The following is a 21,422-nucleotide window of genomic DNA, read 5'->3' as shown; positions in this document are numbered from 1 at the left end:
AGATTATGAATTGGAGTAGGGCCAAGACGATATTGATCGCTTCATTTCTACTGTTGAATATGATTCTCGGCTTCCAACTGTGGTCCACCAATCGTTCCAATCAGATAGGCATATCCTTGGATCCATCGAGTACTGTGGAGGATTTGAACCGTGCGCTCCGCAATAAAAATATTCGGCTTACAGACGAGCTTCCAACGGATATGCCTAAGTTGAAGGTCATCACGGTGAAATATGATGATAGTATCAAGCCAGGCGAGGAGAAAACGCTCAAAACCCCAATTTACATGAGTGCGCTGCTCGGTAAAGGCGCTAGCAAGGAAGTTCAGACGCTTTCAGAGATTCCAAACTTCACCATGTATCAGCTGGACTCAGCGATTAGTCGAGACGGAATCTTCGTATTCTCGCAATTGTATGGCAAGATTCCACTATTTGATGTGATGGTCGAGCTGAATGAGATGAATGGAGAAATTACCAGTTACCGACAAGCTTTCGTTGAAGTAGAATCAGAGGTAGAACAGACGGAGCAGAAGATGATTTCAGCCCAATTAGCGGTCCGCAGCTTAGTGGACAATTATTTAAGCGATGGTTCCATTATTACCGAGGTTCGGTTAGGGTATCACGGACAACCGTATAACTCGCAAACACAGCCCATGTATCCGCACTGGCGGGTAACGATTGATAATGGAGATATTTATTATTTACAAGCCTTCAATGGCGCGGTGGAGAAGGGGGCTGCCCTTAACCCGTTCGGCCCGAAAGGTTACGGAGAGGCATCCAATGCTTCTCCAGCCCCAGGTGCAAAGAACACGCCAAAGAAGTAACAGGAGTAGGGAATAACCAACTGGTACACAGGTAGGCATAGAGGAGTAGGGAAGATGGGAATTCGATTTACGGTGTTATCAAGTGGTTCAACGGGGAATGCAACGGTTGTCGATAACGGTGAGGTAAAGCTGCTGATTGACGTAGGCTTCAGTGCAAAGAAGATGGAGCTGTTAATGAAGGAGCGCGAGCTTGCCGCGAGTAGTATTGACGGCATTCTCGTCACACACGAGCATTCTGATCATATTAAGGGACTCGGTGCATTCGCTCGGAAATATGATGTGCCGATCTATGCCAATGAGAAGACGTGGGTCGAGCTAGATCGTCAAATCGGTGTGATCGCCGAAGGCAATAAGCGAGTGATGGATACAGGCGGCGTCGAGGAGTTCGGTTCAATGAAAGTGGAATCCTTCGGGATTTCGCATGATGCGGCGGAGCCGGTGGGTTACGTTTTTTATGAAGGCGAACAGAAATTAAGTGTCGTAACGGATCTCGGATATATGAGCGAAAAGGTGAAGGAAAAGATTGCGGATTCGGATGCTCTGGTCTTGGAGACCAATCATGATGTGGACATGCTGCGCGTGGGGCATTACCCATGGAGCATTAAGCGCCGTATTCTTGGAGACAAGGGACATTTATCCAACGAAGCCGCAGGGGAAGCGCTCTGTGATATCATGACGAATAAGACGAAATCTGTCTATATGGCGCACCTTAGCCGTGATCATAACTTAATGGATTTGGCCAGGCTAACCGTGAATAACATAGTACAAGAGCGAGCGCCTGAGGCGAAACAACTGCGGCTGATGGATACGTATTTTGACCGTTCTACGAAATGGGATGTATTGGATTCGGAGTAAGTGCGCTATCTAGTTCTTGTGACTTGAGATGGATTTCCTGCGCGGTGATAAGGCCTTTATCAATCAAGACCTGAATGAGAGATGAGAGGACAAGCGACTGGTGATAGTGGCTTTCCTTAAGGTCAGCAAGCTTACCGATCATATTAATTTCATCAAAATGGGATGGAATCCGGTTCATAGTGGCATTCTCCTTTAAATAAGGTCTATTAAAGTTTTTGAACACTCTAGTAATTCGGCGAGAGATTTGGTTTACTATTATTGTAGGCAAGAAGCGAGCGAAACATTCCTATATTTTGCAAAAAACCAATCACAAGTCGATGAGTTCGAGAACCCATCCATGGATTGAAATAAAGCAAGGCAAGTGTAGCGTTGACCCCGTCAGCGAGGAGGGACCTGAAATGAGTTTGTTTGATGATGATTTTTATTCGACCAAAAGGTCCAGAAGGCGCGAACCAGTCTGGCGTCCCAAAGGGACAGGAAATTTCACGAGTTTCACAAGCTTCGCTGGTCGAAAACGGTATGTAGCCCTCATCGCAGGATTCATTGGGGCGATCGGCATGCTCATCGTGGTAGGAATCGTTCACGCTATTGGAGGAAGTAACTCGTCAGAGAAAGCACTTGCGATTCCTGTAGTGGCCAAAGCGGATGTACATCCGATGAATAGTAATGATTCGGTTGTTGCCGCGACGGAAAGAATAAAACCAGCCGTGGTCAGTGTTATCTCTTCGAAGAAGGATGATACGGGGCAAGAAGCGGGCATTGGTATCGGATCAGGTGTCATGTTTGCACGCAGCGGAGATAAAGTTCGTATTGTGACGAATAGTCATGTTGTGGAGAATGGGAACCAGTTCGAAATCGTGAACTTCGAAGGCGAGCATCGCAAAGCTACGTTGGTTGGCCGCGATCGCATTACCGATTTGGCTGTACTTGAAGCGGATGGCAAAGATGTGAAAGTACTTGCTGAGTTTGGCGATTCCGACAAGCTAAGAGCGGGCGAGATGGCCATTGCCGTGGGCAATCCGCTAGGCCTTGGCTTCTCACCAACTGTGACGCAAGGCATCGTTTCTTCACCCAAACGTACAATACCTGTCTCGCTTTCACGTGAAGGCACGGATTATGATTGGGAAATGGACGTCATCCAAACGGATGCCGCGATTAACCAAGGGAACAGCGGTGGACCGCTGGTCAATATCGAGGGCAAAGTGATCGGCATCAATTCGATGAAGATTTCGGACACAGGGGTTGAAGGTTTAGGTTTTGCGATTCCCATTAATAGTGTGACGCCGATTATTGATAGTCTCATCAAGGACCACAAGGTGAAACGACCGTTAATTGGTGTGTCGACGCAGGAGTTGCAAGCTTTTAAAGGAACGGATGTATTAAAGCTGCCTGCCGATGTCAAAACTGGAGTTATCGTCTTTGACGTCTCTGGCCCTGCGAAGGAAGCGGGACTGAAGCCGCAGGATGTGATCGTTCAGTTGGATGATCGCAAGATCGAAAGCACGATTGGATTAAGGAAATACCTATATAATGAGAAGAAAATCGGCGATAAAATCAATGTGGTGTACTATCGAGGCGGGAAGAAGCTGACGACGGTATTGACGTTGGTTGAGGCGACGGATAAGTAGTCTAGTAGTAGGGTAGCGTAAAGAGAAAGAATAGAAATCTACAGAACCGCCTGCGAATGAGAGGGTACTAATATGCATGTCGTTTGTAAAGATCATGTGGAAATAGCCATAGATGAATTTGTTGATGAATATGAGGAAGCTCCAGATGTTGTGGATTTGCAGAAAACCCACTTCGCCCACTGGGCACCGCCTGAGCACTGCGAGCATTGCCAGTCATTATCACGTTTTCTAATCGTTTAGAGAGGCCTGGGGGCCTCTTTTTCTTTTGAAATTGGAATAAAGGAAAAGATAAAAAGATCAAAGAAAAGGATTGGGGTCATTATGCAGATACAGATATTGAGTGTTGGGAAGTTAAAAGAGCGCTATCTCGTGGACGGGATCGCGGAGTACGTGAAGCGTCTTGGCCCGTATGCCAAGATGCAGATGATTGAGGTGCCCGATGAGAAGGCACCTGAGAACATGAGCCCTGCTGAGGAGCAGCAGGTGAAGGATCGTGAAGGCGCGCGGCTGCTGGCAGCGCTGCGCCAGGATGTTTACGTCGTGGCGCTGGCCATCGACGGAGAGATGTGGACGAGCGAGCAGCTGGCGAGCTCGCTCGATAAGTTGGCCACCTATGGGCGGAGCCAGGTGGCTTTCGTTATAGGCGGCTCGCTCGGGCTGTCGAGCGAGCTGCTGCGCCTTGCGGACATGCGGCTGAGTTTCGGCCGCATGACGTTGCCGCACCAGCTGATGCGGCTGGTGCTGGTGGAGCAGATTTATCGCGCGATGCGGATAAATCGGGGGGAACCGTATCACAAGTAACGGCGAAATTATAGTGTCGCTCCCAACATGGCGTGGACACTATAAGCGGTATACCCATGGACTGAGAATAAAATTATCCAAGCTTGCGCCTTAGTTTGCTGATTTTGGAGAATCAGTAGACAGGGCGTTTTGTTTTAGTTAAATCCAAATTAGCAAATAAGCAAAATAGGATTATTAAACAAAATTAAATTCTTATGTTGCTTATTTAACTTATGTGGTGTATGATGACAATAATAAAAGAAACCCATCTTAAAAGCCTGAAGGGAGATAGGGCAATGCAAATAATGAAGTTGGCGAGTGTATACAAGGACTGGAATGCCAAAAATGAAAGTGCTTCACAGATGGATAAATTGGTAGCTCGAACACTCTTAGCTACAGACGATGTATCATCAACGCTTTTTATCACAGAGGTATCTTTTGAAGATGCTAGTCGCGTTTACAATACATTAGAGGATTTACGACTATCGAAGAATACCGAAGATGACGATAGCGAAGAATTTAACCATAAAAATGAGGAGGAGGATCAGCTTTTGTCAAAAGACATGGACGATTCTAATACGAAGAAGCGTATGAACAGAAAGAAAGCAGTAGGTTACGTAATGAGCAATATTGTGAAGAACAATAAAGGATCAAGAGTTGTTAAAGTACGTTACAGCACTATGGAAGTAGAACTGGCAGATAAACGAATTGTAAAAGTAAAGGTAGGTTTATCTAGAGACTATCATGATGCAAGCTACAATCCACAAAAACAATGCTGCTCGTGGCATAAGGAAGATGACCGGCATATTACTCAATTTGATTATCATATATACTTAGTTGAAAACGGGGATTCCTATAAAGGACTCATTTTTAATACTAATGAAATACAGCAACACTTGAGTAAAAAGTCATATAATGGTCATTTCGCAAACTACTATTTTCACTGGAATCAAAATGGAAGCGTGACGGACGAACGTGACATAACGACACCTATAGATGTTACCAATTATGATGCCGAAAAAATCCAGTGGCAACTTAAATATGTGTAACATTTATAGTTCCAATTCAAGGCGATATTTTATAAAAAGGGCTTTTCCAGACAAAGGAAGAGCCCCTTTTGCTAAGCTGTCAGTAGAAGGGCATCTAAGTTCGACATCAAGGAACACACAAGTTCATAGGGTACGGGATCAGCCTGATCATCTCGAAGCTCTAATTCTAGCTTCGATCTGCGGGTTAACTCAGTATCCAGCTCCTTGTTTAATACGCTCAGGCGTTCAGAAAACATGTCGCGGTCAATATCGTCTATTTCATACAATTCGAGGTACTTACATTTCTTTTCCTGGCAGTGGATACTGCACACAAGCAGGTACCTGCTAAAAATAACGCCATCGCGACATAAACATCCGGCGAGTCGTGAACCATTGCTATAGCAATGCGGTCACCGGCACCAATATGCCGATCATCAGCATATAACTGGTTTTTCGTTAAGAAACGGAATAAATGCACCGAGGAGCAGGGCCGCTAACATCGCCACTCTCTTCATTCCGCTTGCCTCTTGAACCCGTTTGTGCATCTTCTACCTCCACAGAGAATATTCATTGCGTTCCACGTAGTGTCTTAACACCGAATCTTCACCTGTCTGTCGTGCAGGTTATCCTACACCATCACTTTCTAACAAGGAGTAAAAATTATCGCGGTCTTCATCATCGAATTTGCCAAGCGCCCGTACCCTGACAAATTCATGTCCGCCAAACATGTCGATTTCCTCGCCGCAACTATTGTAGAGCGCGATGATATTGCCATCCCGATTCACCTCCAGATACCCGTAACAAGTTGCTTCGGGCGCTTCGCCGTAAAAGAGCAAAAATCTGATTTTGTCCACGCTGTTCATGCAGATCTCCTTTCCTTATTCCTCATCGTTCTGAAGAATATTTTACGTGACACCGGATGAATTGGAAAAAGCGATATCACCCTGCATACTCGGAAATTCATTCCTATTTAGAAAGCATAAGTGGTGATCCCCCGCTCTGTCGCTCATTCGCACATTATCTCTTGACGGGATGCGATTTGGGGATTATGATAACGTGCCGGTTAATAGAAGTAGACAAGGTTACCTATTATTGAAAGTATAGAGCGCTAGCCTTTTTGGTGGCGCTTTTATTCTATGTGGAATCTGTATCCGTTTCACAAATGAGGCGAAATTTTTAAGAAAGATTATGTTTTGTAGGGGCGATGTTACAATTTTAGTTTAATAGGAGAGCGTCCAAGCCGATCAAGATCCATTTCATATACTAGTTTGGTAGACTAGATTGAAAGGATTGATGGGAAGTGACGAGCAGGCAGGACTTGGGTCAAACGGAGCCAAGAGTGCGAACCGCAGCCGTAATCGGGCTTGGGTACGTTGGACTTCCGCTGGTTTTGCATCTATTGAGGAAGGACTTCCGGATCGTGGGCTATGATTTGGATGCCCGGAAGATCTCCTTGCTCAAAGCAGGCAAGAGTTATATTACGGAGATCGAGGATGTAGAAATTATGGAGGCCCTATCGACTGGGCGATTGGTACTGACGGATCGATATCAAGAAATGGAGGAAGCGGAAGCCTTCATCGTGTGTGTGCCCACTCCACTCAGTGATAGGGGGACGCCGGATTTAAGTTACTTAACACAGGCCGTTTCCGAGATCAGCCGGCTAGTTCCCAACGGGAAGTTGATCGTTCTGGAGAGCTCAACCTATCCCGGTACGACAAGGGAGGTTGTTGCCCCGATTTTAGAGCGAATTGGACTTACCGTCGGGCAGGACGTTTATTTGGCCTACTCCCCGGAGAGAATTGATCCCGGGAACAAGGATTATCCTTGTCACATGATCCCGAAGGTCGTAAGCGGGATGACTCCGACCTGTTTAAGGCAGGTTGAGGAGCTCTACAGGGGTGTATTTACCAAGATTCATTCGGTCTCCTCCGTAGAATCAGCCGAAATGGCGAAGATTATGGAGAACGCTTATCGATTGATTAACATCTCCTTCGTGAATGAGCTGGCTATTATTTGTGATGAGCTGAATTTGGATATTTGGGAGGTCATCGAAGCAGCCAAGACAAAGCCATTTGGTTTCTCCGGATTTTATCCCGGACCAGGGATCGGAGGACACTGCATTCCAGTGGATCCCATCTATTTAGAATGGAAACTTCAACAATATGGTATGGGTTCTGGATTCATTCAACTCTCGCAATCCGTCAATCACAAAATGCCTCAATATATTGCCGGGCAAGTTCAGAAGATTCTAGATACGAAGTCACTGCAGCATGCTCGGATTCTGGTCTACGGGATAGCTTACAAGAAAGATATTGCCGACTCGCGGGAGTCTTCGGCCCTTCAACTTCTGCAAGTTCTTCATAGCATGGGGGCTGACGCCGTCTATCATGATCCCTATATCCCAAACGTAAAGGTGAATGGGGGGATATGGAACAGCGTGGAGATAACCTTCGAGCTCTTGGCTGAAATGGATGCTGTGATCTTGGCTACGGACCATTCCTGTATTCCTCTTTCGCTGCTCCTTGAGCATGCGAAGCTTGTATACGACACGCGGAATGCGACAGCCGGCTATGATGGTATAGCAAAGGCAAGGGTTGTCCGCTTAGGAGGCGGAGGTATTTCATAAGGATGGATATAAAAAGGGACCGGCCAATTAGGCTGGTCCTTATATGTTTTTATGCCATTGGCCGAAATCGAGGGCGACCTTTCTAAACATCCTCGCGATTCTAGGAGCGAGAATGACAGCATTCACTCCAGTAGAGATGAGGACCAAGTCGAATGAATGTCTTATGATTTTGACTTTATCGAGAGTTTGACCGATCTGTTTGTAATGAGTAAAGGGGATGACCCCGACAACGTTCAATCCTCGTTTTTCCAATATGTTCTTCATGTTATTAGCGTGCTTGCTGATGATGAGAATTCGTCTTCCCTTAAGCATTCTCCAGAATGCCTCGTCCCGCGGGGCGTATCTATTAATGCAGGCGTTGCACGTTAAGAGAGGGGAAAGTCGGAAGTGGGCGAACACCTTATTGGTCAGAGGACGCTTTAGACGCCGCGGTGCCCGAATTAAGGTATCACTTGGTGACAACACGCCCACAACGGTAGCTCTCTTCATCTCGGTCACCATCTGATTGCGCAGTCCAAGGCTTGGAAGGGTTACTCCCTTCTCCCCGCGGTTAGCCATAACGGCCCAAGGCTCCTGTAACACTTGTTTAATGGACCAAACCGAGCTTTGAGCCAAACATATATTCTCACCATCTCCGATTCGAACCAGGGAGAACGGTTGTTTATGATCCATGGCATATCGGATTCTTGCGTATGTCTGTCCCCGGGTTAAAAGGTTCGGCATTCCATCATCGCTCCTCTTCCATCATATATTTATTTATCATATGATCCTACCTGCTGATCGTTTGGGTTCGACTTTATTCATGCCGGAAATCCGCATGTATCCGTATAACTGAACCTTCCTTATATGGCGGGAATAACATATATCTCAGGTACAAACTAAGGAAGAAGGGGGCTGCGCAGTGAAGGCTAAGAAGCTGTTGCATCCAAAAGTGGGCGTTACGGTTATTTCGGTGACGAATAAGCCTGACTTTATGAAGAATCTCTTTCGCAATTACCGTCATCAGTCATTGGAACGCCGGGAATTAATCATCGTCTTGAACCACGACAGCATGAATCCCTCCGTGTACCGGGACTATGCAAGGCGTTTGGGAATACGGGCTTCCGTTTTGCAGCTTCCAGAGAAGGCATCCTTGGGAGAATGTCTGAACTTCGGAATCCAAAGAGGGCGTTATACGTACATCGCCAAATTCGATGACGATGACTACTATGGACCTGGCTACTTGGCGGAAGCGATTCATATGGCGGAGAGCACAGGAGCCGATCTAATCGGAAAAAACCGATTCTACATGTATATGGTCAGAACGAAGCAGCTTCTCCTATTGAGGAAGGGGCGGAAGGACTCCGTAGCAGGGGCGACCTTAGTGTTCAGGCGAAGCGTTTTTCCAAGCGTCAGATTCAAAAGAATGCGTTCGGGCTCTGATATGAAATTTCTTCAGGATATTTGGAAGCAGGGTGGTGTGGTGCGCTCTACGAGCCATCGTCATTTTGCTGCCATTCGCCGAGCAGATCAATCCAGGCATACCTGGAAAATTGATAGGACCACGATGCGGAAAATGAGGGCGGTTGCCATAGCACGGACCGACAAGTATGAGAGCATCGTAAGAGGCGTCAAACGTGAAAGGGTTTTGCCTATAAGGATACAGTAAACTAGGACCTCGTCCCCGATGAGGTGCCCTTAGATTGCGCCGTCATGACTATTACGGTGAACCGCACCATAAGTTGGTTTCAGGAGAAAAGTCCCAACTATAACTGTGGGGCTTTTTTGCCGTTGTGAGTTAAAACAAGGGCCGGATTACTAGTCTTTTATTATTGATAAAAAGGATTGAGTTTAAGAGATAATGAAGATAAACTATTAGTTAACAGACAAATTTCGATAGTAATCGACATGAGAAGCTATTAGATTTTTAAAGGAGAGTCTATCATTGAAGAGAGTAGCCAGCGCATTTCTAGCATCGGTAGTACTACTGGGTTCGATTAGTATAGGACCATCGGCTTATGCATCGGCGGATATTCCATTGGCGTATCTGGATGGTTATACGGCAGGCAGCGGTGAAGGTGATGATGCCGTCATTAAAATCAGATTGGACAGCCCCGCGACGGAAACCACTGCGGTGTCGTACCGAACACAGTTTGGCTCCGCACATAATCAGACTACGGCGCTGACGAGCGGCAAGTTTATGGACCCGCAGGAGGGGACCGTGACGTTTAGTGCCGGGGAGAGTTATAAGGAAGTGACGATCCCGCACTAGGAATCGGAAGCGGGCATAGTCATTGGGGAACGTACATTCGGTAAGGGGACCGTGCAGCAAGTGTTCAAAGACCAGCAAGGGAACTACTACAAATTGACGACAGCGGAATATTTAACGAGAAATAAAAATCATATTCATGGGATCGGTCTAACGCCGAATATTGAAGTGAAGAAGGTAAAAGAGAACGATGTTCAGCTTTCTGAAGCCATTGAGTACATGAAGGATCAGTTGTAGTTTCATAAATGGCGGCTAAATTGGTAATAAAAGAGGATACAGATTCTGGTGTCCTCTTTCTGTTTAAGAGTGTGACCATACTGAGCGGCTGCGGAAAGAGGGAGTGCGGAATTACACAAAACTTCCTACAACACTTCCGTAAATCCTGGCTTTTCAACGGTTCCCTAAAATATCTACCCTCTCCTGCAAACCCTCCAAAACCTCTTTCGGCACCTCCCTAGCCTTGACATCTCCACCTAGGAAAAGCAACCAACTTATTATTTCAGTCAATTCCTCCGCATGATGAACATTGATGAAAGTTTTTAGAAGAGCTGTAGTTTGATAAGGATTTGTATAGGAAATGGACATTTTTAATGGATGATATTTTTTGAATTGGGCAATCGCCTTTGGACCGAGTTCAAGGACTAGATTGATAGCTTCTTCCTGCTTGCTTAGTTGTTCGATAATCTTCTTCCTGCTTATTCTTTTTTTCTCAGGGTATGGTTTGACATCGGTGAGATTGTCGACAGGAATGATCCGCCGCTTTTCCTCCTCTAGGTCAAAGCCTTCGATTTGCCATAAGCTTTTTTCACGATATAGATGCAATAGGTAAATGGGATAAGACTTTATTTCCCTTCCCTCTTCGACGGAAATTACTAAATAGCTATCCATAAGAAGTATTTGGATGAGTTGTTCTAACATAGGGTGGGGCAGGTCTGACAGATCAAGCAGATCGGGATTGTGGGGGTTAGTTCCTTCGAATAGCAAAATTTGATTTAACATAACAAGATCATCTTGCTGGTTTTGCGAGATGAGGCTGAGTAATTTTTCCGCTAAAGAGTGGCGACTCTTGAGATAAGGGAGTTGTTGATTTCTTGTGGCCATAAAGGCAATAAAAAGAGCCTTTGTCTCATTATTGGTAAAGCGGACAGTGGGTAGGACAGAGTTGTTCATGACAAAATACCCCCCGTCCCTCCCGACTTCGGCGACAAGCGGCATTCCCATGGCCTCAATTTCTCTGACATCTCTAATCGCCGTCGAACGAGAGATGTTGAATTCGCGCATGATTTCAGAAATGGTAAAGTGGGCGCGGTTGTTGATGTATCGCATGATGACGTTAATGCGTTCTACTTTTTTCATGGGGACCTCTAAACAGTATCATATTTTGACATGATTTATTGTTATTATAAACGTATCAAGTGAAAAAACAAATCATTTGATCCATTCAAAAAAGGAGTGTTGATTATGGCAGCGTATATCCTTGAGGAAAAAGACAGCTTTATCGTTATAGGTGTTGGAACAGAACTAAAGAGTGATTACACGGATTATGCCGGGATGAACAAGGAGAAGGAAAACTTCTGGCAGGCAGTGGAGCAAGATGGAAGGCTGGACGCTTTAAAGGCCATTGCCACGAATGACTACATTTTTGCCGTGAACGAATTGGTAAATCACAAGAGGATGTATTATGCTGGCGTCATGACAGAAGGATCGGTACCGGGAGAACATCGGGCAATTCAATTTCCCAAGGGACAATACCTCATCGTTAAAGGCGAAGGGAAGACGTCTGATGAGTTGAGTAGTATGCTTACTGGCATTGTCTTTGGTCAAGTTTTGCCGGAAGCCAAAGATTTCACCTATGTTGGCGGACCCAATGCAACGGTTGAGATGGGGCAACGTGACGGCTTCGTGTTTGGGGAAATGTGGATTCCGATTGTTAAGAAATAAATGAGATCATTGGAGGGATGATAATGAGTACGATGATAGGTAATGAAAATATCGCGAAAGTAGAAAATCGTCCTATTGGCAGGATATTCGCTTATTGGACTGTCACACTAATACTCGCATTCTCAATTGCATTAAGTGGGATCGGGCAACTGATGAGATATGGGGGGAATGTCGATCTGGTGACCGATATTGGTTTCCCGTTATACATTACGAACATTCTCGGAAGCTGGAAGTTGCTTGGAGTCATTGCGATCGTAATGCCTGGTTTCCCCCGGATGAAGGAATGGGCTTATAGCGGTATCTTTTTTCTAATGACCGGTGCTGCCCTATCTCATGTATTCGCTAACGATTATGGCGATTACGGCTTTCATATTATCCTTCCACTTTTCTATGCCGCGCTTGGCATCGCCTCCTGGGCGCTGCGTCCGAAAAGCCGCAAACTTTAATGGGTAGTGAAATAAATGCCTGCCCATTCATGGCTCGATAAACAGTATCACATTTTGACATGATTTATAGTTATAATAGACATATCAAGTGAAGAAACAAATTAATGAATCGATTCAAAAAAAAAGGAGTGTTGGTTATGGAAATGTATACTTTTGAGGAAAAAGACAGTTTTATCGTACTAGGTATTGGAACGGAGCTAAAGAGCGATTACACAGATTATGCCGGTATAAACAAGGAGAAAGAAAACTTCTGGCAGGCAGTGGAGCAGGATGGAAGGCTTGATGCTTTAAAGGCCATTGCCACGAATGACTACATTTTTGCTGTGAATGAAGCTGTGAATCACAAGATGATGTATTATGCTGGTGTTATGACAGAAGGATCGGTACCGGAAGAACACAGAGTTATTCAATTCCCGAAGGGGCAATACCTCGTCGTTAAAGGTGAAGGGAATACAGCCGAAGAGATGAGCAATAAGCTTACCGGCATTGCCTTTGGTCAAGCCTTACCAGAAGCCCAGAATTTTGCCTATGTTGGCGGACCTAATGCAACGGTTGAGATGGGGCAGCGAGACGGCTTCGTATATGGGGAAATGTGGGTTCCAGTTGTTAGGAAATAAACGAGATCATTGGAGAGATGAGAATGTCCTATATCGTTGATTTTAAAAATGTGACTACGGTTGGTCTGGAATCTTCACCAGTAGCAGAGGCGCTTGCGGGTCTGCGTGCGAATGAAGGCCGTTACTTTATGAACAAATATAAGCATGAATTTACGGTTGTACCAGCCAGCGAGAGCCAGGAAACGATTGAATACGTACATCGAATTCTGAAAAATGAACGTGATATTGAGTTTGCGGCTAAGCCTCTAGAGACGTCGCAGCTTCAAGTGGAAAATATTAAATGGACCTTCGTCTTTTATGAGGATGGTCTAGCGGTTAACGTCTTGTATACGGTTAATGACCCTAAGAAACGGGCTGTTGGTTTTAAGCTATCTGAGGGGATGGAAGTACCTAGTGAGTTGGAAGCGAAGAAGTTTAAATTTGCCAGGCAGAAATCCAAACTTGCTGGGACAATTCGAGGTTCGTTCTTTGTCATCAAAGGAGAGTACTGAAGCAAGCAACGCCACTTTGAACGGAAATTCAGAGTCTACTGTATGTTGCAAAAGAATTCAATTCTCTCGAAAATTGGAATCTTTATAGTTGTTGGAAATGGGACACCTTGAAATATAAGGTGTCCTTAATTATTAGAAATAAACCGAAACGCCTTTAACCCATCCCCAAGACGTTTTGGTTTTCTCAAACCGAAATGCCTTCAACCACCCTGAGTAGACAAACCCCAGCGCAGCAATCACTTGAACGATCCCTAATGTGATATTCATGAATGTAATTATCGAATCGCAACGATCAATGAAAGAGGCTGTCTCAAAGGTCCTTGTAGACTTCTTGAGACGGCTTCTTTTTGGTTAGTGACTAATGAGTGAACAGCTTCATATCCATTGTGAATTCCGATATTTGAACACATGGTGCACAAGATCGTTCCCAAAGGGAACGTAGATGCGCTATTTCGCCGGATAACGGTTCAAATGTACTCCAAGCGGAACGTAGATGCGCTATTTATCTTATTTTCGGGCTATTTGGCTTATTTGAACTAAATAACGCACCCTCGTTCCCCTTCAATTCCAATTTTGTTCATTGAGACGTAAATAGCGCATCCTATTTCCCTCCATCAGAGTTGTCTTTTGGGACAGCCTCTTTCAAACTTGCCGTTGCTGACAACGCAGAGAGCCTTATCACTTTAAAGGCGACATTTGGGTCGCTGTTTACCATTGTTATAAAGAGGATGAAAAGGAAAAATGTCCAAGCAAGTCGAATAATATCGAGTAATGTAAGTCGACCACAGAAGAGGGGCTGATGAAGGAGCAATGAATGATGGAGCAGTAACAGTATTTTCCTGGATGAAATCCATTTTAGACATGCAAAAGATAGTGACGGACAACAGTCTGGTTATGGCGATCATCGCGATCAACATGACGATAATAGGTCTTACTTCGTTAGCAGAAAGCAAAAGCGTAATCGGGATTGATTACGGCAGATTTCTAATAAGACGATACAAAGTATTTCAATGGATACGCATCTATGATCTTCTGATCGTATTTGCAATTGTCAATGTAGCCTCGCTATTCCTGATGTTTACTACAGTGGCGGAGCTTAGAGCCATCAATCTGGTCGTGCTGATTCTCAGCTTGATCTTTGCAATTTTCTATTTCTTTGCGTATATCATCGTTGAGAATAAAGGGGTCAGAAAGCAAGTCCTGGAGCAAGAATTACTGGGGCTGTATCTCGACAGTATGGAGGGTACGACATTCGAAGCGGATGTTCTAGTAGAGATGAGTGGCGGCTCCCGGACGAAGAGAAAGCTGTCGGGCAACATCATCCTCTATTTCAATAGATTTAATAGTGACACACAGTATGCTTTTGAAGAAATATTCGGCCCGCAATCCATGATGTATGACTACTCTGACAAAGCAATTCGTAGGAGATGGAAACTCTTCTCCATAGAACCGTATCGATACCGGAAAAGTTCAAATGGAATATTTGATATTTCACATGAGTTTTTTCAGATGTTCAGGTACTCCGAGCTGCAGGACAAGTGGTTGCTTGATATTTTGCAACTGCATAACGAGTGTTCGGCTGCAAAAGGAAAGTATGATGTGCACCGGCTTTATAACGTTGCCCGCGTACTCGCTCATATTAACACGTTTGGCACCAATGAAAGCCTCTACAAATACAAGTTTATCGAATATCTTATGCCGTATGTTAAGAAAGCAACGGCAATTACAGATGAGGAGAAAGCGGTACTTTCTAATCTGGATGAGGTAAAACGGATTGAATCTTTTGCCTTTGGACAACTAGTTGATTATATCTTCACACCGATCGAACGTAACGATCATTCCCAAGATCGCTTCGCCGTCGTATCCGTTCACTTGCTCAAGCAATTCATACTGAGAAGCAGTCATACAGGTTTGCTTACACCGAAAGACATGCTTATGCTGTTACTGGATAGGACGATCTCGTCCAGTCAGCAAAGGATGAAGGAAGTGTTTGTAGTAATATTGAACGAGTACTATGCAAACCAAGCGAGCGACGAAATACCTGAAGAGCTGAAGAAGGAAACGATTAAGCAAAAGGTCTTCGCGATGAATCGCGATCAGTCGGGCAATGTGAATGGTCTGAGCGTGCAAGATTTATTCAACAACGAACTGTAATCGGGGACTCCCGTGAGTGCCAGCTTCCGATCAAATACTAAGATAGGTGGGTGGTCAGTATGACATTCAAAAGGTACGGAAGTGACAGAGAGTGTTTTCTAGAAGAATTAATGAATTTAATGGTACCTGTAAAGAGAGGAACCATTGAATTACGTGATTATGTGAATACGGATAAATGGCTTAGTTCAGATTACACGTTATCGAACCCTGGAAGTAATAAAAAGGCTATTACATGGAATGAGACGATCGAACCTTTCTATGTAATGAAGTATCCGGTAACACAGTATATGTATCATTATGTTATGCATGGAAAAGAAGTCGAACCGAATGTAAATAACCTGCCAATTACGGGAGTTTCGTGGATCGATTCGCTTGCCTTTTGTAACGAACTGTCTAGAATGCTGGGGAAGACGGAATGCTACACAATCACAAATGAAAGTGAGAACACGAGATATAACAAAAAGGCGAATGGCGTTCGATTACTATCAGACGCTGAATGGCAGTATGCGTGCAAAGCGGGAACAACGGGATATCGGTATGCAAGAATTGATCAAATTGCATGGTATCAAGAAAACGCCAATGGGTCAGTCCGTCAAGTCGGCCAACTGCTTCCTAATCCATGGGGGCTTTTTGATATGATTGGGAACGTGTGGGAATGGTGCTGGGATCTGTATGATACTGAACGATATGGGAACTATAGAGTCTTCCGGGGAGGCAGTTGGGCTGAAGTTGAGAACAATTGCGGTTCTACGAGTAGAAGGAAAAGCATGCCCGATTTCAAGATAGATGATCTTGGTTTTAGAATAGCACTTACAATAACCGAAGAAATTGGTAAAGTAGAGTACGAGTAGACCACCGGAATGATAAAATTCCTAATGGTAAAGGCACCTAAGCGGGTGCCTTTTGTCTTGGGTTTTTATGATGATACGCTTAACCGTAACGTAAATGATGCAAATTTATTAAGAAAAGATAATCAGGAACGGAACAGGTGCGTGTTATTTTTCTACTGTCCTAATTGCTCCAAATCCGGCTGCAATTTGTTCCGTAGAACATACAGCATGATGGCTCCAACAAGGAATGCGACGGCATCCGCAATGACGAGCGACCAGACCACCCCGTGAAAACCGCCCATGCGATTGGCGATATAGAGCACAGGAATCAGAGTAATTCCTTGAATAAGTGACATAATAAACGCGGCGGTTCCTTGCGCTGTTGCTTGGAAGATCCCCGTGAACAACGCGGTAATTCCTGTAATGAACAAGGATAAGAATGTCACATGCAGGATGTAGCTGCCCATTTCAATTAATTGCGGGTCATTCGTAAATAAACCAATTAAGTGGTCGGAAATTAGATAGACGATGACGCCGAACACGGCTGCTAACGCTACAATGGTTTTGATCGTGAATCCAATGGTCTGCTTCATACGTAATTTATTTGCTGTAAAAGAGAAGGCAATCAATGGCACAACTCCCTCGCATAAGCCCATCAGGATAAACTCGGGAAATTGCAATAAACGCGATGAAATTCCGTAAGCCGCTGTGGCCTGATCGCCATATTCGATAAGAAAATGGTTCAAGATAAGTGACATTGCACCCAAGAAGATGCTCATAATAAACACGGGAACTCCTATTTTGAATACATTGCTCAGAATGTCCTTGGTTGCCTTGAACCATTTTACGGAGACGGTTAAGAACTGGCTCTTATATCCCATGTGGAAGGCGTAGAATACACTCGCAACCAAGTTAGCTATGACCGTAGCAGACGCAACGCCGATTATGCCCCAATGGAAGACGAAGATAACGAGCGCATCGAGAATAATATTGACAACAACACTGAGAATCATACCGATCATCGACGTAACGGCCGAACCCTCCGAGCGCACAATATTCTCCAGCGTGAAGAATAATACGACGACGGGTGAACCGATAAGCATAACCGTGACATAGTCCTTCGTGAAGCCAAAGGCGTCAGGCGTTGCCCCCAGGCCATGGACGATGGAATCGATCAACGGGAGGCCGACAGCCATCACGATAAGACCGAGAACTAAACTGCTGTAAAAGGCGAATGAAGACACATGCTTGACGTCATCATATTTTTTCTCTCCCAGCAAGCGGGAAACGAATGTACCGCTACCCATGCCAATCAAGTTACCTAGCGCCATAATGACCGCGAATAACGGCAAGGTTAGTGCTAGCGCGGTTAACATGGCCGTATTATGGAGGGAACCAAGGAAGTAGGCATTCAAGATGGCATAGATGACGCTCATTGATGTGCCAAGCATCATCGGTACAGCGAAGTGAGCTACGGCTCTGGCGATCGGTGCTTTTTCAAAGTAATGGAGGTTTTCTGTATCCATGTGGGTCACCACTTTCTTCATGTATTATGGCCTTCAGCCTTACAGTGTTAGGTTGAACCTTACAGTGTTAGATGTTATCATGAACGTAAGAACCTGTAAAGCATAAACTTACACTGTTAGATAGAGGGAAGGATACCGATGAAAAGACAGCAACCTCAGATTTCGGAGGATAAGATTTTGGAAGCCTCGTGGGAGCTTCTAGGGGAGGAGGGCATCGAGAAATTTAGCATGAGACGATTAGCAGACCGACTGGGTATTCAGGCTCCCTCACTGTACTGGTACTTTAAGAGCAAGCAAGATCTCTACCAGCGTCTGGCCAACCAAGTATCGAAAATGATTCTGGAGGAGTTCCACTCCGAGGGGGACTGGAAAGAGCAGTTGGCGGTGCTAGCGGTAACGGTACGGAATGTGCTCCGTCGGTATCCTTGCTCCACGCAGCTCATGATGATGACGCTGCCCCACGAACCGGACATCATCCGGTTCACCAACCGTATGCTGCTCTGTGTGGAATCGACAGCACTTGAGCAAGAGCAGAAGATGCAAGTGGTTACTACGCTCGTTAACTATGTCTTCTACTTCGTTCTGGATGATTATCAGCATGAGCGCAATGTCTCAGCAATCTCTAAGGAAAAGGGAGCGCTGCCAGGTGAGGAGATGATACGCCTTTTGGACTCCATGAGCGAGACGGAATCGGGACTGTTCCGGAGGATGTTCAGGAATGGGCTGTTCGACCTAATGGGGACCGATGTGGCGTTTGAGTTCGGATTGAAGCTGATTTTGTTGGGGATTGAACAGGTGATCAAGGAGCGGGAGATGTAGAATGTATGACGAAGGTATTATGAGCGGCAAAAATGAAATCGCTTCGATGCTCTAAATACTGACTCTTGCTGAAGCAATTACTGCATGCTTAAGAAGCGTCATGAATTAATACTAAGAGGCGTTTGCTCAGAAATCGAGCAAACGCTTTTTATTTCGATTCATACCTATGAACAGACACTAACTCTTAGGGTCTTGCTGCGTATTTAAGAGGCGCTCGCTTACTTGGTTTAGAAAGGTTGACCACCTAGCTTGGAAATCGTGATCGGTCGAATCGCTTCCAGTAATGAACTTGGTGATATTGCTGAAAATAATGGGATAAATAGTTAAAGCTGTTAATGCCAGCGTCATTAGTTCAGGCTCGATCTCCGGTGGAACAAGCCCATTTTCCTTTTGAACCTTCCAGTAATCAGCATAGGATTGAAGGGCAAGTTCCCCACCTTTATTCCAAGACGTTGGCTCTGCCCATGATTCAAGAGCTTCCCAAGCAGCGAACCTAATAAAGTCTGCTCTCACCTGGCTGTTAACCCTGTATCGATGCTCGGCAATATTAACGGGGTTATCAGGGATTTGCGAGACCCACTCTGGTTCGCTAGTTGCAGAGTTAGCCAAAACAGCTTCAAGCAATTCTGCTTTTCCCTTGAAGTAATGATAGATCAGCTGCTTCTTTACCCCAGCGCTTTCTGCGATCGACTCGATCCTCGCCCCCTTAAACCCCCTGTCGAAAAACTCTTTTCGTGCAGCTTCAAGAATATTCTTTTGCGTGCGTTCCGCATTACGTACTTCTCCCATAAGGTTGAACCTCCATACCCAATCTAATCAAGTTAAAGTCATCGTAGTCCATTATTGAAAATGAGTCAAGTTATAACTTTACATCTGTTAAATTATAACTTGACAATAATTAAGTTATAACTTACCATTTGTTCAGTAGCTAATAAAGGGAGGTAATTCGAATGACCGTATTTTCAATCGTGCTTCAGAGCTTGTTGATTTTTTACTATGTTTTCTCGGGTTCTGCTAAGATTGCTGGGGTCAAGTACTGGGCTGATATATTTAACAATCTGAGGATTCCCCAATGGTTTCGCGTTGTCACAGGAATCGTTCAGTTGGTCGGAGCTGTGGTACTTGTTTGGGGTTATTGGACTGCGGATGTAATCGCTTGGGGAGCTATTTGGCTTGGAATTACGATGGTGGGGGCACTTCTAGCGCACTTAAGGGTCAAAGATTCGGTTGGCAAAACGATGCCCCCTGTTGTGTTTCTTCTGTTGATCATCGTTTTAACCATCATGAATGCGGGTGGACTATCGGTGTGACAGGATCATCGTTATACAAGTGGCGAACTGCAAGGTTTACGCCTAGATGGATCAGAAGTATAATTATGGAAGAACATGCGACCCAGCCTAGATAAAGTTATCTATGGCTGGGTTGTGTTGTTGTATGATATGTGAATGAGGGCTTCGTTACTGACTGATTTTCACAATAAGAAAGGATCTGATTCCCAGCCATGAACCGATTAATAGATCAATATAGCGATGAGATTGTCCAGATCTTCGGGGAAGCCTCGGCTCAATTGCAAACGCTCCCGGAGGAATTGAAGGAGCAAGCTTTGGCGCTTCTGGGCCAGTGCTACCCTTTGGACAGGAAGGACAACGACGGACCTAATATGATCAGCTACCTGCTCCCGTATTGGGTCGGAGAGACCTTGGGGAGTCCGATTGAGCTGTGTCGCGAGTTAGCGGTGGGGAATGTGTACGGGATGTTGTCCTTTTTTCTCTTAGACGATGTAATGGATGAGAAGAGGGAGGTCCGGCGTTCGCTGGCCCTAAGCACGCTTTTGAATCAACGGTTCTTGGAGGCTTATCAGCGGTGTTTCTCAGGAAACGCTCAACTATGGGTTTATTATAATCGCTATTTAGCGGAATGGGCAGATGCTATGTACCGTGAGGTGGACGAGCCTATGGACCCACGGGATCCTGGCCGATTGGCCCGCAAGGCCGCCCCGGTGAAGCTGTGCTCTGCAGCACTGTTGCTCCAAGCTGGACGGGACCAAGAGATTGGGACTATGGAGACAGCCATCGATTTGGCCCTTGCGGTACTCCAACTCTCTGATGACTGGACAGATTGGCGAGAGGATTTGCCAACAGCCTCCTGCAACGCTTTTCTAGTGTTGTTGCAGGAGAACCTTCAGCTACAGGCAGGCGAAGTTTTGGATGAGAGTAGGGTGAAACGCAGCATTTATCGTGAAATGGCCTTAGGAGGGCTTGCGACCCTTGCAAGCGATTATGCGGATCAGTTGAACGCCATGAAGGATGCTCCCGCATCCCTCCAAGTTTTCGCATCTGTCATCGCTCAAAGCTTGCAGCACAAGGCAAACGAGATAAGAGATCGTTACGATAGTTTGTTAAATGATGGCGGTTTTGCAATATACTTGACGATAAATGGTTAATAAGCAGGACTTCGGACACACTATTCCTGAAGGTACTGAGCTGCAAGTGATGGCGGTAACACCCACGAAGTATGCACTGATCATTGCCCCGAAACCAGAGGAATTGGATGAATTGAAAGCTACTGGGGTACAACCACAGATGGCTGCTTGGTCCTAGGAGTGAAAAAGG

Annotated in this window: 28 protein-coding genes; 20 read left to right on the top strand and 8 right to left on the bottom strand. The window is 45.3% G+C overall.

The features are described 5' to 3' along the window. The first annotated feature begins 5 nt into the window (after window positions 1-5). A complete protein-coding gene (gene yycI, locus ASG89_RS20435; RefSeq protein ID WP_057312927.1) occupies window positions 6-821 on the top strand; it encodes a two-component system regulatory protein YycI in 816 nt (271 codons plus the stop codon). Window positions 822-875: 54 nt separating this feature from the next. After that, window positions 876-1,676, top strand: a complete 801-nt coding sequence (locus ASG89_RS20430; RefSeq protein ID WP_057312926.1) for an MBL fold metallo-hydrolase — start codon at window positions 876-878, stop codon at window positions 1,674-1,676. Here the strand turns inward: ASG89_RS20430 and ASG89_RS20425 are convergent. Beyond that, window positions 1,645-1,854, bottom strand: a complete 210-nt coding sequence (locus ASG89_RS20425) for a hypothetical protein (protein WP_057312925.1) — start codon at window positions 1,852-1,854, stop codon at window positions 1,645-1,647. The two genes, ASG89_RS20430 and ASG89_RS20425, sit on opposite strands and share 32 nt — an antisense overlap. A 220-nt stretch (window positions 1,855-2,074) precedes the next feature. On the opposite strand from ASG89_RS20425, the gene ASG89_RS20420 reads away from it, so the two are divergent. The 4 genes from ASG89_RS20420 to ASG89_RS20410 all read left to right on the top strand — a co-directional run bounded on the left by ASG89_RS20420 (window position 2,075) and on the right by ASG89_RS20410 (window position 5,133). Next, window positions 2,075-3,304: a S1C family serine protease gene (locus tag ASG89_RS20420; protein WP_057312924.1), complete on the top strand. Its 1,230-nt coding sequence runs from the start codon at window positions 2,075-2,077 to the stop codon at window positions 3,302-3,304. A 72-nt stretch (window positions 3,305-3,376) separates the two neighbouring features. Then, window positions 3,377-3,544 carry a CxxH/CxxC protein gene (locus ASG89_RS35160; RefSeq protein WP_063795715.1) on the top strand — a complete coding sequence of 56 codons (168 nt, stop codon included), beginning with the start codon at window positions 3,377-3,379 and terminating at the stop codon, window positions 3,542-3,544. Between the two features lie 81 nt (window positions 3,545-3,625). Then, window positions 3,626-4,105, top strand: coding sequence for a 23S rRNA (pseudouridine(1915)-N(3))-methyltransferase RlmH (gene rlmH / locus ASG89_RS20415; RefSeq protein WP_057312923.1), 480 nt, complete (start codon window positions 3,626-3,628; stop codon window positions 4,103-4,105). Between the two features lie 275 nt (window positions 4,106-4,380). After that, window positions 4,381-5,133, top strand: coding sequence for a hypothetical protein (locus tag ASG89_RS20410; RefSeq protein WP_162259717.1), 753 nt, complete (start codon window positions 4,381-4,383; stop codon window positions 5,131-5,133). A gap of 71 nt (window positions 5,134-5,204) precedes the next feature. On the opposite strand, the gene ASG89_RS37780 is transcribed toward ASG89_RS20410, so the two are convergent. Then, window positions 5,205-5,369: a hypothetical protein gene (locus ASG89_RS37780; RefSeq protein ID WP_235549852.1), complete on the bottom strand. Its 165-nt coding sequence runs from the start codon at window positions 5,367-5,369 to the stop codon at window positions 5,205-5,207. A 366-nt stretch (window positions 5,370-5,735) separates the two neighbouring features. After that, window positions 5,736-5,975, bottom strand: a complete 240-nt coding sequence (locus ASG89_RS20400; protein ID WP_057312920.1) for a hypothetical protein — start codon at window positions 5,973-5,975, stop codon at window positions 5,736-5,738. Window positions 5,976-6,412: 437 nt separating this feature from the next. Between ASG89_RS20400 and ASG89_RS20395 the strand changes: the two genes are divergently transcribed. Next, complete coding sequence (locus ASG89_RS20395; protein WP_235549850.1) at window positions 6,413-7,738, top strand: nucleotide sugar dehydrogenase; 1,326 nt, start codon at window positions 6,413-6,415, stop codon at window positions 7,736-7,738. A 39-nt stretch (window positions 7,739-7,777) separates the two neighbouring features. Here the strand turns inward: ASG89_RS20395 and ASG89_RS20390 are convergent, their stop codons facing one another. Further along, window positions 7,778-8,461: a GT-D fold domain-containing glycosyltransferase gene (locus tag ASG89_RS20390; RefSeq protein ID WP_057312919.1), complete on the bottom strand. Its 684-nt coding sequence runs from the start codon at window positions 8,459-8,461 to the stop codon at window positions 7,778-7,780. Between the two features lie 178 nt (window positions 8,462-8,639). Between ASG89_RS20390 and ASG89_RS20385 the strand changes: the two genes are divergently transcribed. From ASG89_RS20385 to ASG89_RS35735, 3 genes are all read left to right on the top strand, one after another. Continuing rightward, window positions 8,640-9,386 (top strand): glycosyltransferase family 2 protein, encoded by a 747-nt coding sequence (locus ASG89_RS20385; protein WP_057312918.1) that lies wholly within the window; start codon window positions 8,640-8,642, stop codon window positions 9,384-9,386. Window positions 9,387-9,662: 276 nt separating this feature from the next. Beyond that, window positions 9,663-9,989, top strand: a complete 327-nt coding sequence (locus tag ASG89_RS20380) for a hypothetical protein (protein WP_057312917.1) — start codon at window positions 9,663-9,665, stop codon at window positions 9,987-9,989. A 15-nt stretch (window positions 9,990-10,004) separates the two neighbouring features. Further along, window positions 10,005-10,223, top strand: coding sequence for a S41 family peptidase (locus ASG89_RS35735; protein ID WP_082593466.1), 219 nt, complete (start codon window positions 10,005-10,007; stop codon window positions 10,221-10,223). 153 nt (window positions 10,224-10,376) lie between these two features. Here ASG89_RS35735 and ASG89_RS20375 read toward each other — a convergent pair whose 3' ends face one another. Next, window positions 10,377-11,342, bottom strand: coding sequence for a helix-turn-helix transcriptional regulator (locus tag ASG89_RS20375; protein WP_057312916.1), 966 nt, complete (start codon window positions 11,340-11,342; stop codon window positions 10,377-10,379). 105 nt (window positions 11,343-11,447) lie between these two features. Between ASG89_RS20375 and ASG89_RS20370 the strand changes: the two genes are divergently transcribed. The 4 genes from ASG89_RS20370 (at window position 11,448) to ASG89_RS20355 (ending at window position 13,481) form a co-directional block, all read left to right on the top strand. Beyond that, on the top strand, window positions 11,448-11,927 hold the full coding sequence (locus tag ASG89_RS20370) for a GyrI-like domain-containing protein (protein WP_057312915.1): 480 nt from the start codon (window positions 11,448-11,450) through the stop codon (window positions 11,925-11,927). Window positions 11,928-11,950: 23 nt separating this feature from the next. Then, complete coding sequence (locus tag ASG89_RS20365; protein ID WP_057312914.1) at window positions 11,951-12,373, top strand: DoxX family protein; 423 nt, start codon at window positions 11,951-11,953, stop codon at window positions 12,371-12,373. Between the two features lie 137 nt (window positions 12,374-12,510). Beyond that, window positions 12,511-12,990: a GyrI-like domain-containing protein gene (locus ASG89_RS20360; protein ID WP_057312913.1), complete on the top strand. Its 480-nt coding sequence runs from the start codon at window positions 12,511-12,513 to the stop codon at window positions 12,988-12,990. A gap of 23 nt (window positions 12,991-13,013) precedes the next feature. After that, the gene (locus ASG89_RS20355) at window positions 13,014-13,481 is read left to right on the top strand and encodes a hypothetical protein (protein ID WP_057312912.1); all 468 of its coding nucleotides are present in this window, start codon (window positions 13,014-13,016) and stop codon (window positions 13,479-13,481) included. 132 nt (window positions 13,482-13,613) lie between these two features. Here ASG89_RS20355 and ASG89_RS38235 read toward each other — a convergent pair whose 3' ends face one another. Continuing rightward, window positions 13,614-13,748 carry a hypothetical protein gene (locus tag ASG89_RS38235; RefSeq protein ID WP_268795636.1) on the bottom strand — a complete coding sequence of 45 codons (135 nt, stop codon included), beginning with the start codon at window positions 13,746-13,748 and terminating at the stop codon, window positions 13,614-13,616. A 594-nt stretch (window positions 13,749-14,342) separates the two neighbouring features. Here ASG89_RS38235 and ASG89_RS20350 point away from each other — a divergent pair. Next, the gene (locus tag ASG89_RS20350; protein ID WP_235549848.1) at window positions 14,343-15,635 is read left to right on the top strand and encodes a hypothetical protein; all 1,293 of its coding nucleotides are present in this window, start codon (window positions 14,343-14,345) and stop codon (window positions 15,633-15,635) included. Between the two features lie 59 nt (window positions 15,636-15,694). Next, window positions 15,695-16,486, top strand: a complete 792-nt coding sequence (locus ASG89_RS20345) for a formylglycine-generating enzyme family protein (RefSeq protein WP_057312910.1) — start codon at window positions 15,695-15,697, stop codon at window positions 16,484-16,486. 152 nt (window positions 16,487-16,638) lie between these two features. Here the strand turns inward: ASG89_RS20345 and ASG89_RS20340 are convergent, their stop codons facing one another. Then, window positions 16,639-17,991: an MATE family efflux transporter gene (locus tag ASG89_RS20340; RefSeq protein ID WP_057312935.1), complete on the bottom strand. Its 1,353-nt coding sequence runs from the start codon at window positions 17,989-17,991 to the stop codon at window positions 16,639-16,641. Window positions 17,992-18,129: 138 nt separating this feature from the next. On the opposite strand from ASG89_RS20340, the gene ASG89_RS20335 reads away from it, so the two are divergent. Continuing rightward, complete coding sequence (locus ASG89_RS20335) at window positions 18,130-18,810, top strand: TetR/AcrR family transcriptional regulator (RefSeq protein ID WP_057312909.1); 681 nt, start codon at window positions 18,130-18,132, stop codon at window positions 18,808-18,810. A 177-nt stretch (window positions 18,811-18,987) separates the two neighbouring features. On the opposite strand, the gene ASG89_RS20330 is transcribed toward ASG89_RS20335, so the two are convergent. Further along, complete coding sequence (locus tag ASG89_RS20330; RefSeq protein WP_057312908.1) at window positions 18,988-19,599, bottom strand: TetR/AcrR family transcriptional regulator; 612 nt, start codon at window positions 19,597-19,599, stop codon at window positions 18,988-18,990. A gap of 161 nt (window positions 19,600-19,760) precedes the next feature. On the opposite strand from ASG89_RS20330, the gene ASG89_RS20325 reads away from it, so the two are divergent. The 3 genes from ASG89_RS20325 (at window position 19,761) to ASG89_RS36520 (ending at window position 21,410) form a co-directional block, all read left to right on the top strand. Next, window positions 19,761-20,120 (top strand): DoxX family protein, encoded by a 360-nt coding sequence (locus ASG89_RS20325; protein ID WP_057312907.1) that lies wholly within the window; start codon window positions 19,761-19,763, stop codon window positions 20,118-20,120. A 191-nt stretch (window positions 20,121-20,311) separates the two neighbouring features. After that, the gene (locus ASG89_RS20320; protein ID WP_057312906.1) at window positions 20,312-21,253 is read left to right on the top strand and encodes a hypothetical protein; all 942 of its coding nucleotides are present in this window, start codon (window positions 20,312-20,314) and stop codon (window positions 21,251-21,253) included. Continuing rightward, entirely contained in the window at window positions 21,246-21,410 is a 165-nt protein-coding gene (locus tag ASG89_RS36520) for a hypothetical protein (protein WP_157276734.1), read from the top strand. The genes ASG89_RS20320 and ASG89_RS36520 overlap by 8 nt, the downstream gene beginning before the upstream one ends. Window positions 21,411-21,422 lie beyond the last annotated feature (12 nt).

It is taken from the genome of Paenibacillus sp. Soil766 (assembly GCF_001428105.1).
Taxonomy (GTDB): Bacteria; Bacillota; Bacilli; order Paenibacillales; family NBRC-103111; genus Paenibacillus_E.
Note: the sequence above shows the minus strand (reverse complement) of the source record. Positions and strands in the feature narration are given on the sequence as shown.

Excerpts from the sequence above, each read along its gene's own strand:
- ASG89_RS37780 (WP_235549852.1), bottom strand. The coding sequence starts at position 5,369 with ATGTTTTCTGAACGCCTGAGCGTATTAAACAAGGAGCTGGATACTGAG.
- ASG89_RS20330 (WP_057312908.1), bottom strand. The coding sequence starts at position 19,599 with ATGGGAGAAGTACGTAATGCGGAACGCACGCAAAAGAATATTCTTGAA.
- ASG89_RS20400 (WP_057312920.1), bottom strand. The coding sequence starts at position 5,975 with ATGAACAGCGTGGACAAAATCAGATTTTTGCTCTTTTACGGCGAAGCG.
- ASG89_RS20345 (WP_057312910.1), top strand. The coding sequence starts at position 15,695 with ATGACATTCAAAAGGTACGGAAGTGACAGAGAGTGTTTTCTAGAAGAA.
- ASG89_RS20365 (WP_057312914.1), top strand. The coding sequence starts at position 11,951 with ATGAGTACGATGATAGGTAATGAAAATATCGCGAAAGTAGAAAATCGT.
- yycI (WP_057312927.1), top strand. The coding sequence starts at position 6 with ATGAATTGGAGTAGGGCCAAGACGATATTGATCGCTTCATTTCTACTG.
- ASG89_RS20340 (WP_057312935.1), bottom strand. The coding sequence starts at position 17,991 with ATGGATACAGAAAACCTCCATTACTTTGAAAAAGCACCGATCGCCAGA.
- ASG89_RS20425 (WP_057312925.1), bottom strand. The coding sequence starts at position 1,854 with ATGAACCGGATTCCATCCCATTTTGATGAAATTAATATGATCGGTAAG.
- ASG89_RS20360 (WP_057312913.1), top strand. The coding sequence starts at position 12,511 with ATGGAAATGTATACTTTTGAGGAAAAAGACAGTTTTATCGTACTAGGT.
- ASG89_RS35160 (WP_063795715.1), top strand. The coding sequence starts at position 3,377 with ATGCATGTCGTTTGTAAAGATCATGTGGAAATAGCCATAGATGAATTT.
- ASG89_RS20420 (WP_057312924.1), top strand. The coding sequence starts at position 2,075 with ATGAGTTTGTTTGATGATGATTTTTATTCGACCAAAAGGTCCAGAAGG.
- ASG89_RS20355 (WP_057312912.1), top strand. The coding sequence starts at position 13,014 with ATGTCCTATATCGTTGATTTTAAAAATGTGACTACGGTTGGTCTGGAA.
- ASG89_RS20375 (WP_057312916.1), bottom strand. The coding sequence starts at position 11,342 with ATGAAAAAAGTAGAACGCATTAACGTCATCATGCGATACATCAACAAC.
- ASG89_RS20335 (WP_057312909.1), top strand. The coding sequence starts at position 18,130 with ATGAAAAGACAGCAACCTCAGATTTCGGAGGATAAGATTTTGGAAGCC.
- ASG89_RS20430 (WP_057312926.1), top strand. The coding sequence starts at position 876 with ATGGGAATTCGATTTACGGTGTTATCAAGTGGTTCAACGGGGAATGCA.
- ASG89_RS38235 (WP_268795636.1), bottom strand. The coding sequence starts at position 13,748 with ATGAATATCACATTAGGGATCGTTCAAGTGATTGCTGCGCTGGGGTTT.
- ASG89_RS36520 (WP_157276734.1), top strand. The coding sequence starts at position 21,246 with ATGGTTAATAAGCAGGACTTCGGACACACTATTCCTGAAGGTACTGAG.
- ASG89_RS20410 (WP_162259717.1), top strand. The coding sequence starts at position 4,381 with ATGCAAATAATGAAGTTGGCGAGTGTATACAAGGACTGGAATGCCAAA.
- ASG89_RS20320 (WP_057312906.1), top strand. The coding sequence starts at position 20,312 with ATGAACCGATTAATAGATCAATATAGCGATGAGATTGTCCAGATCTTC.
- ASG89_RS20350 (WP_235549848.1), top strand. The coding sequence starts at position 14,343 with ATGCAAAAGATAGTGACGGACAACAGTCTGGTTATGGCGATCATCGCG.
- ASG89_RS20325 (WP_057312907.1), top strand. The coding sequence starts at position 19,761 with ATGACCGTATTTTCAATCGTGCTTCAGAGCTTGTTGATTTTTTACTAT.
- rlmH (WP_057312923.1), top strand. The coding sequence starts at position 3,626 with ATGCAGATACAGATATTGAGTGTTGGGAAGTTAAAAGAGCGCTATCTC.
- ASG89_RS20390 (WP_057312919.1), bottom strand. The coding sequence starts at position 8,461 with ATGCCGAACCTTTTAACCCGGGGACAGACATACGCAAGAATCCGATAT.
- ASG89_RS20370 (WP_057312915.1), top strand. The coding sequence starts at position 11,448 with ATGGCAGCGTATATCCTTGAGGAAAAAGACAGCTTTATCGTTATAGGT.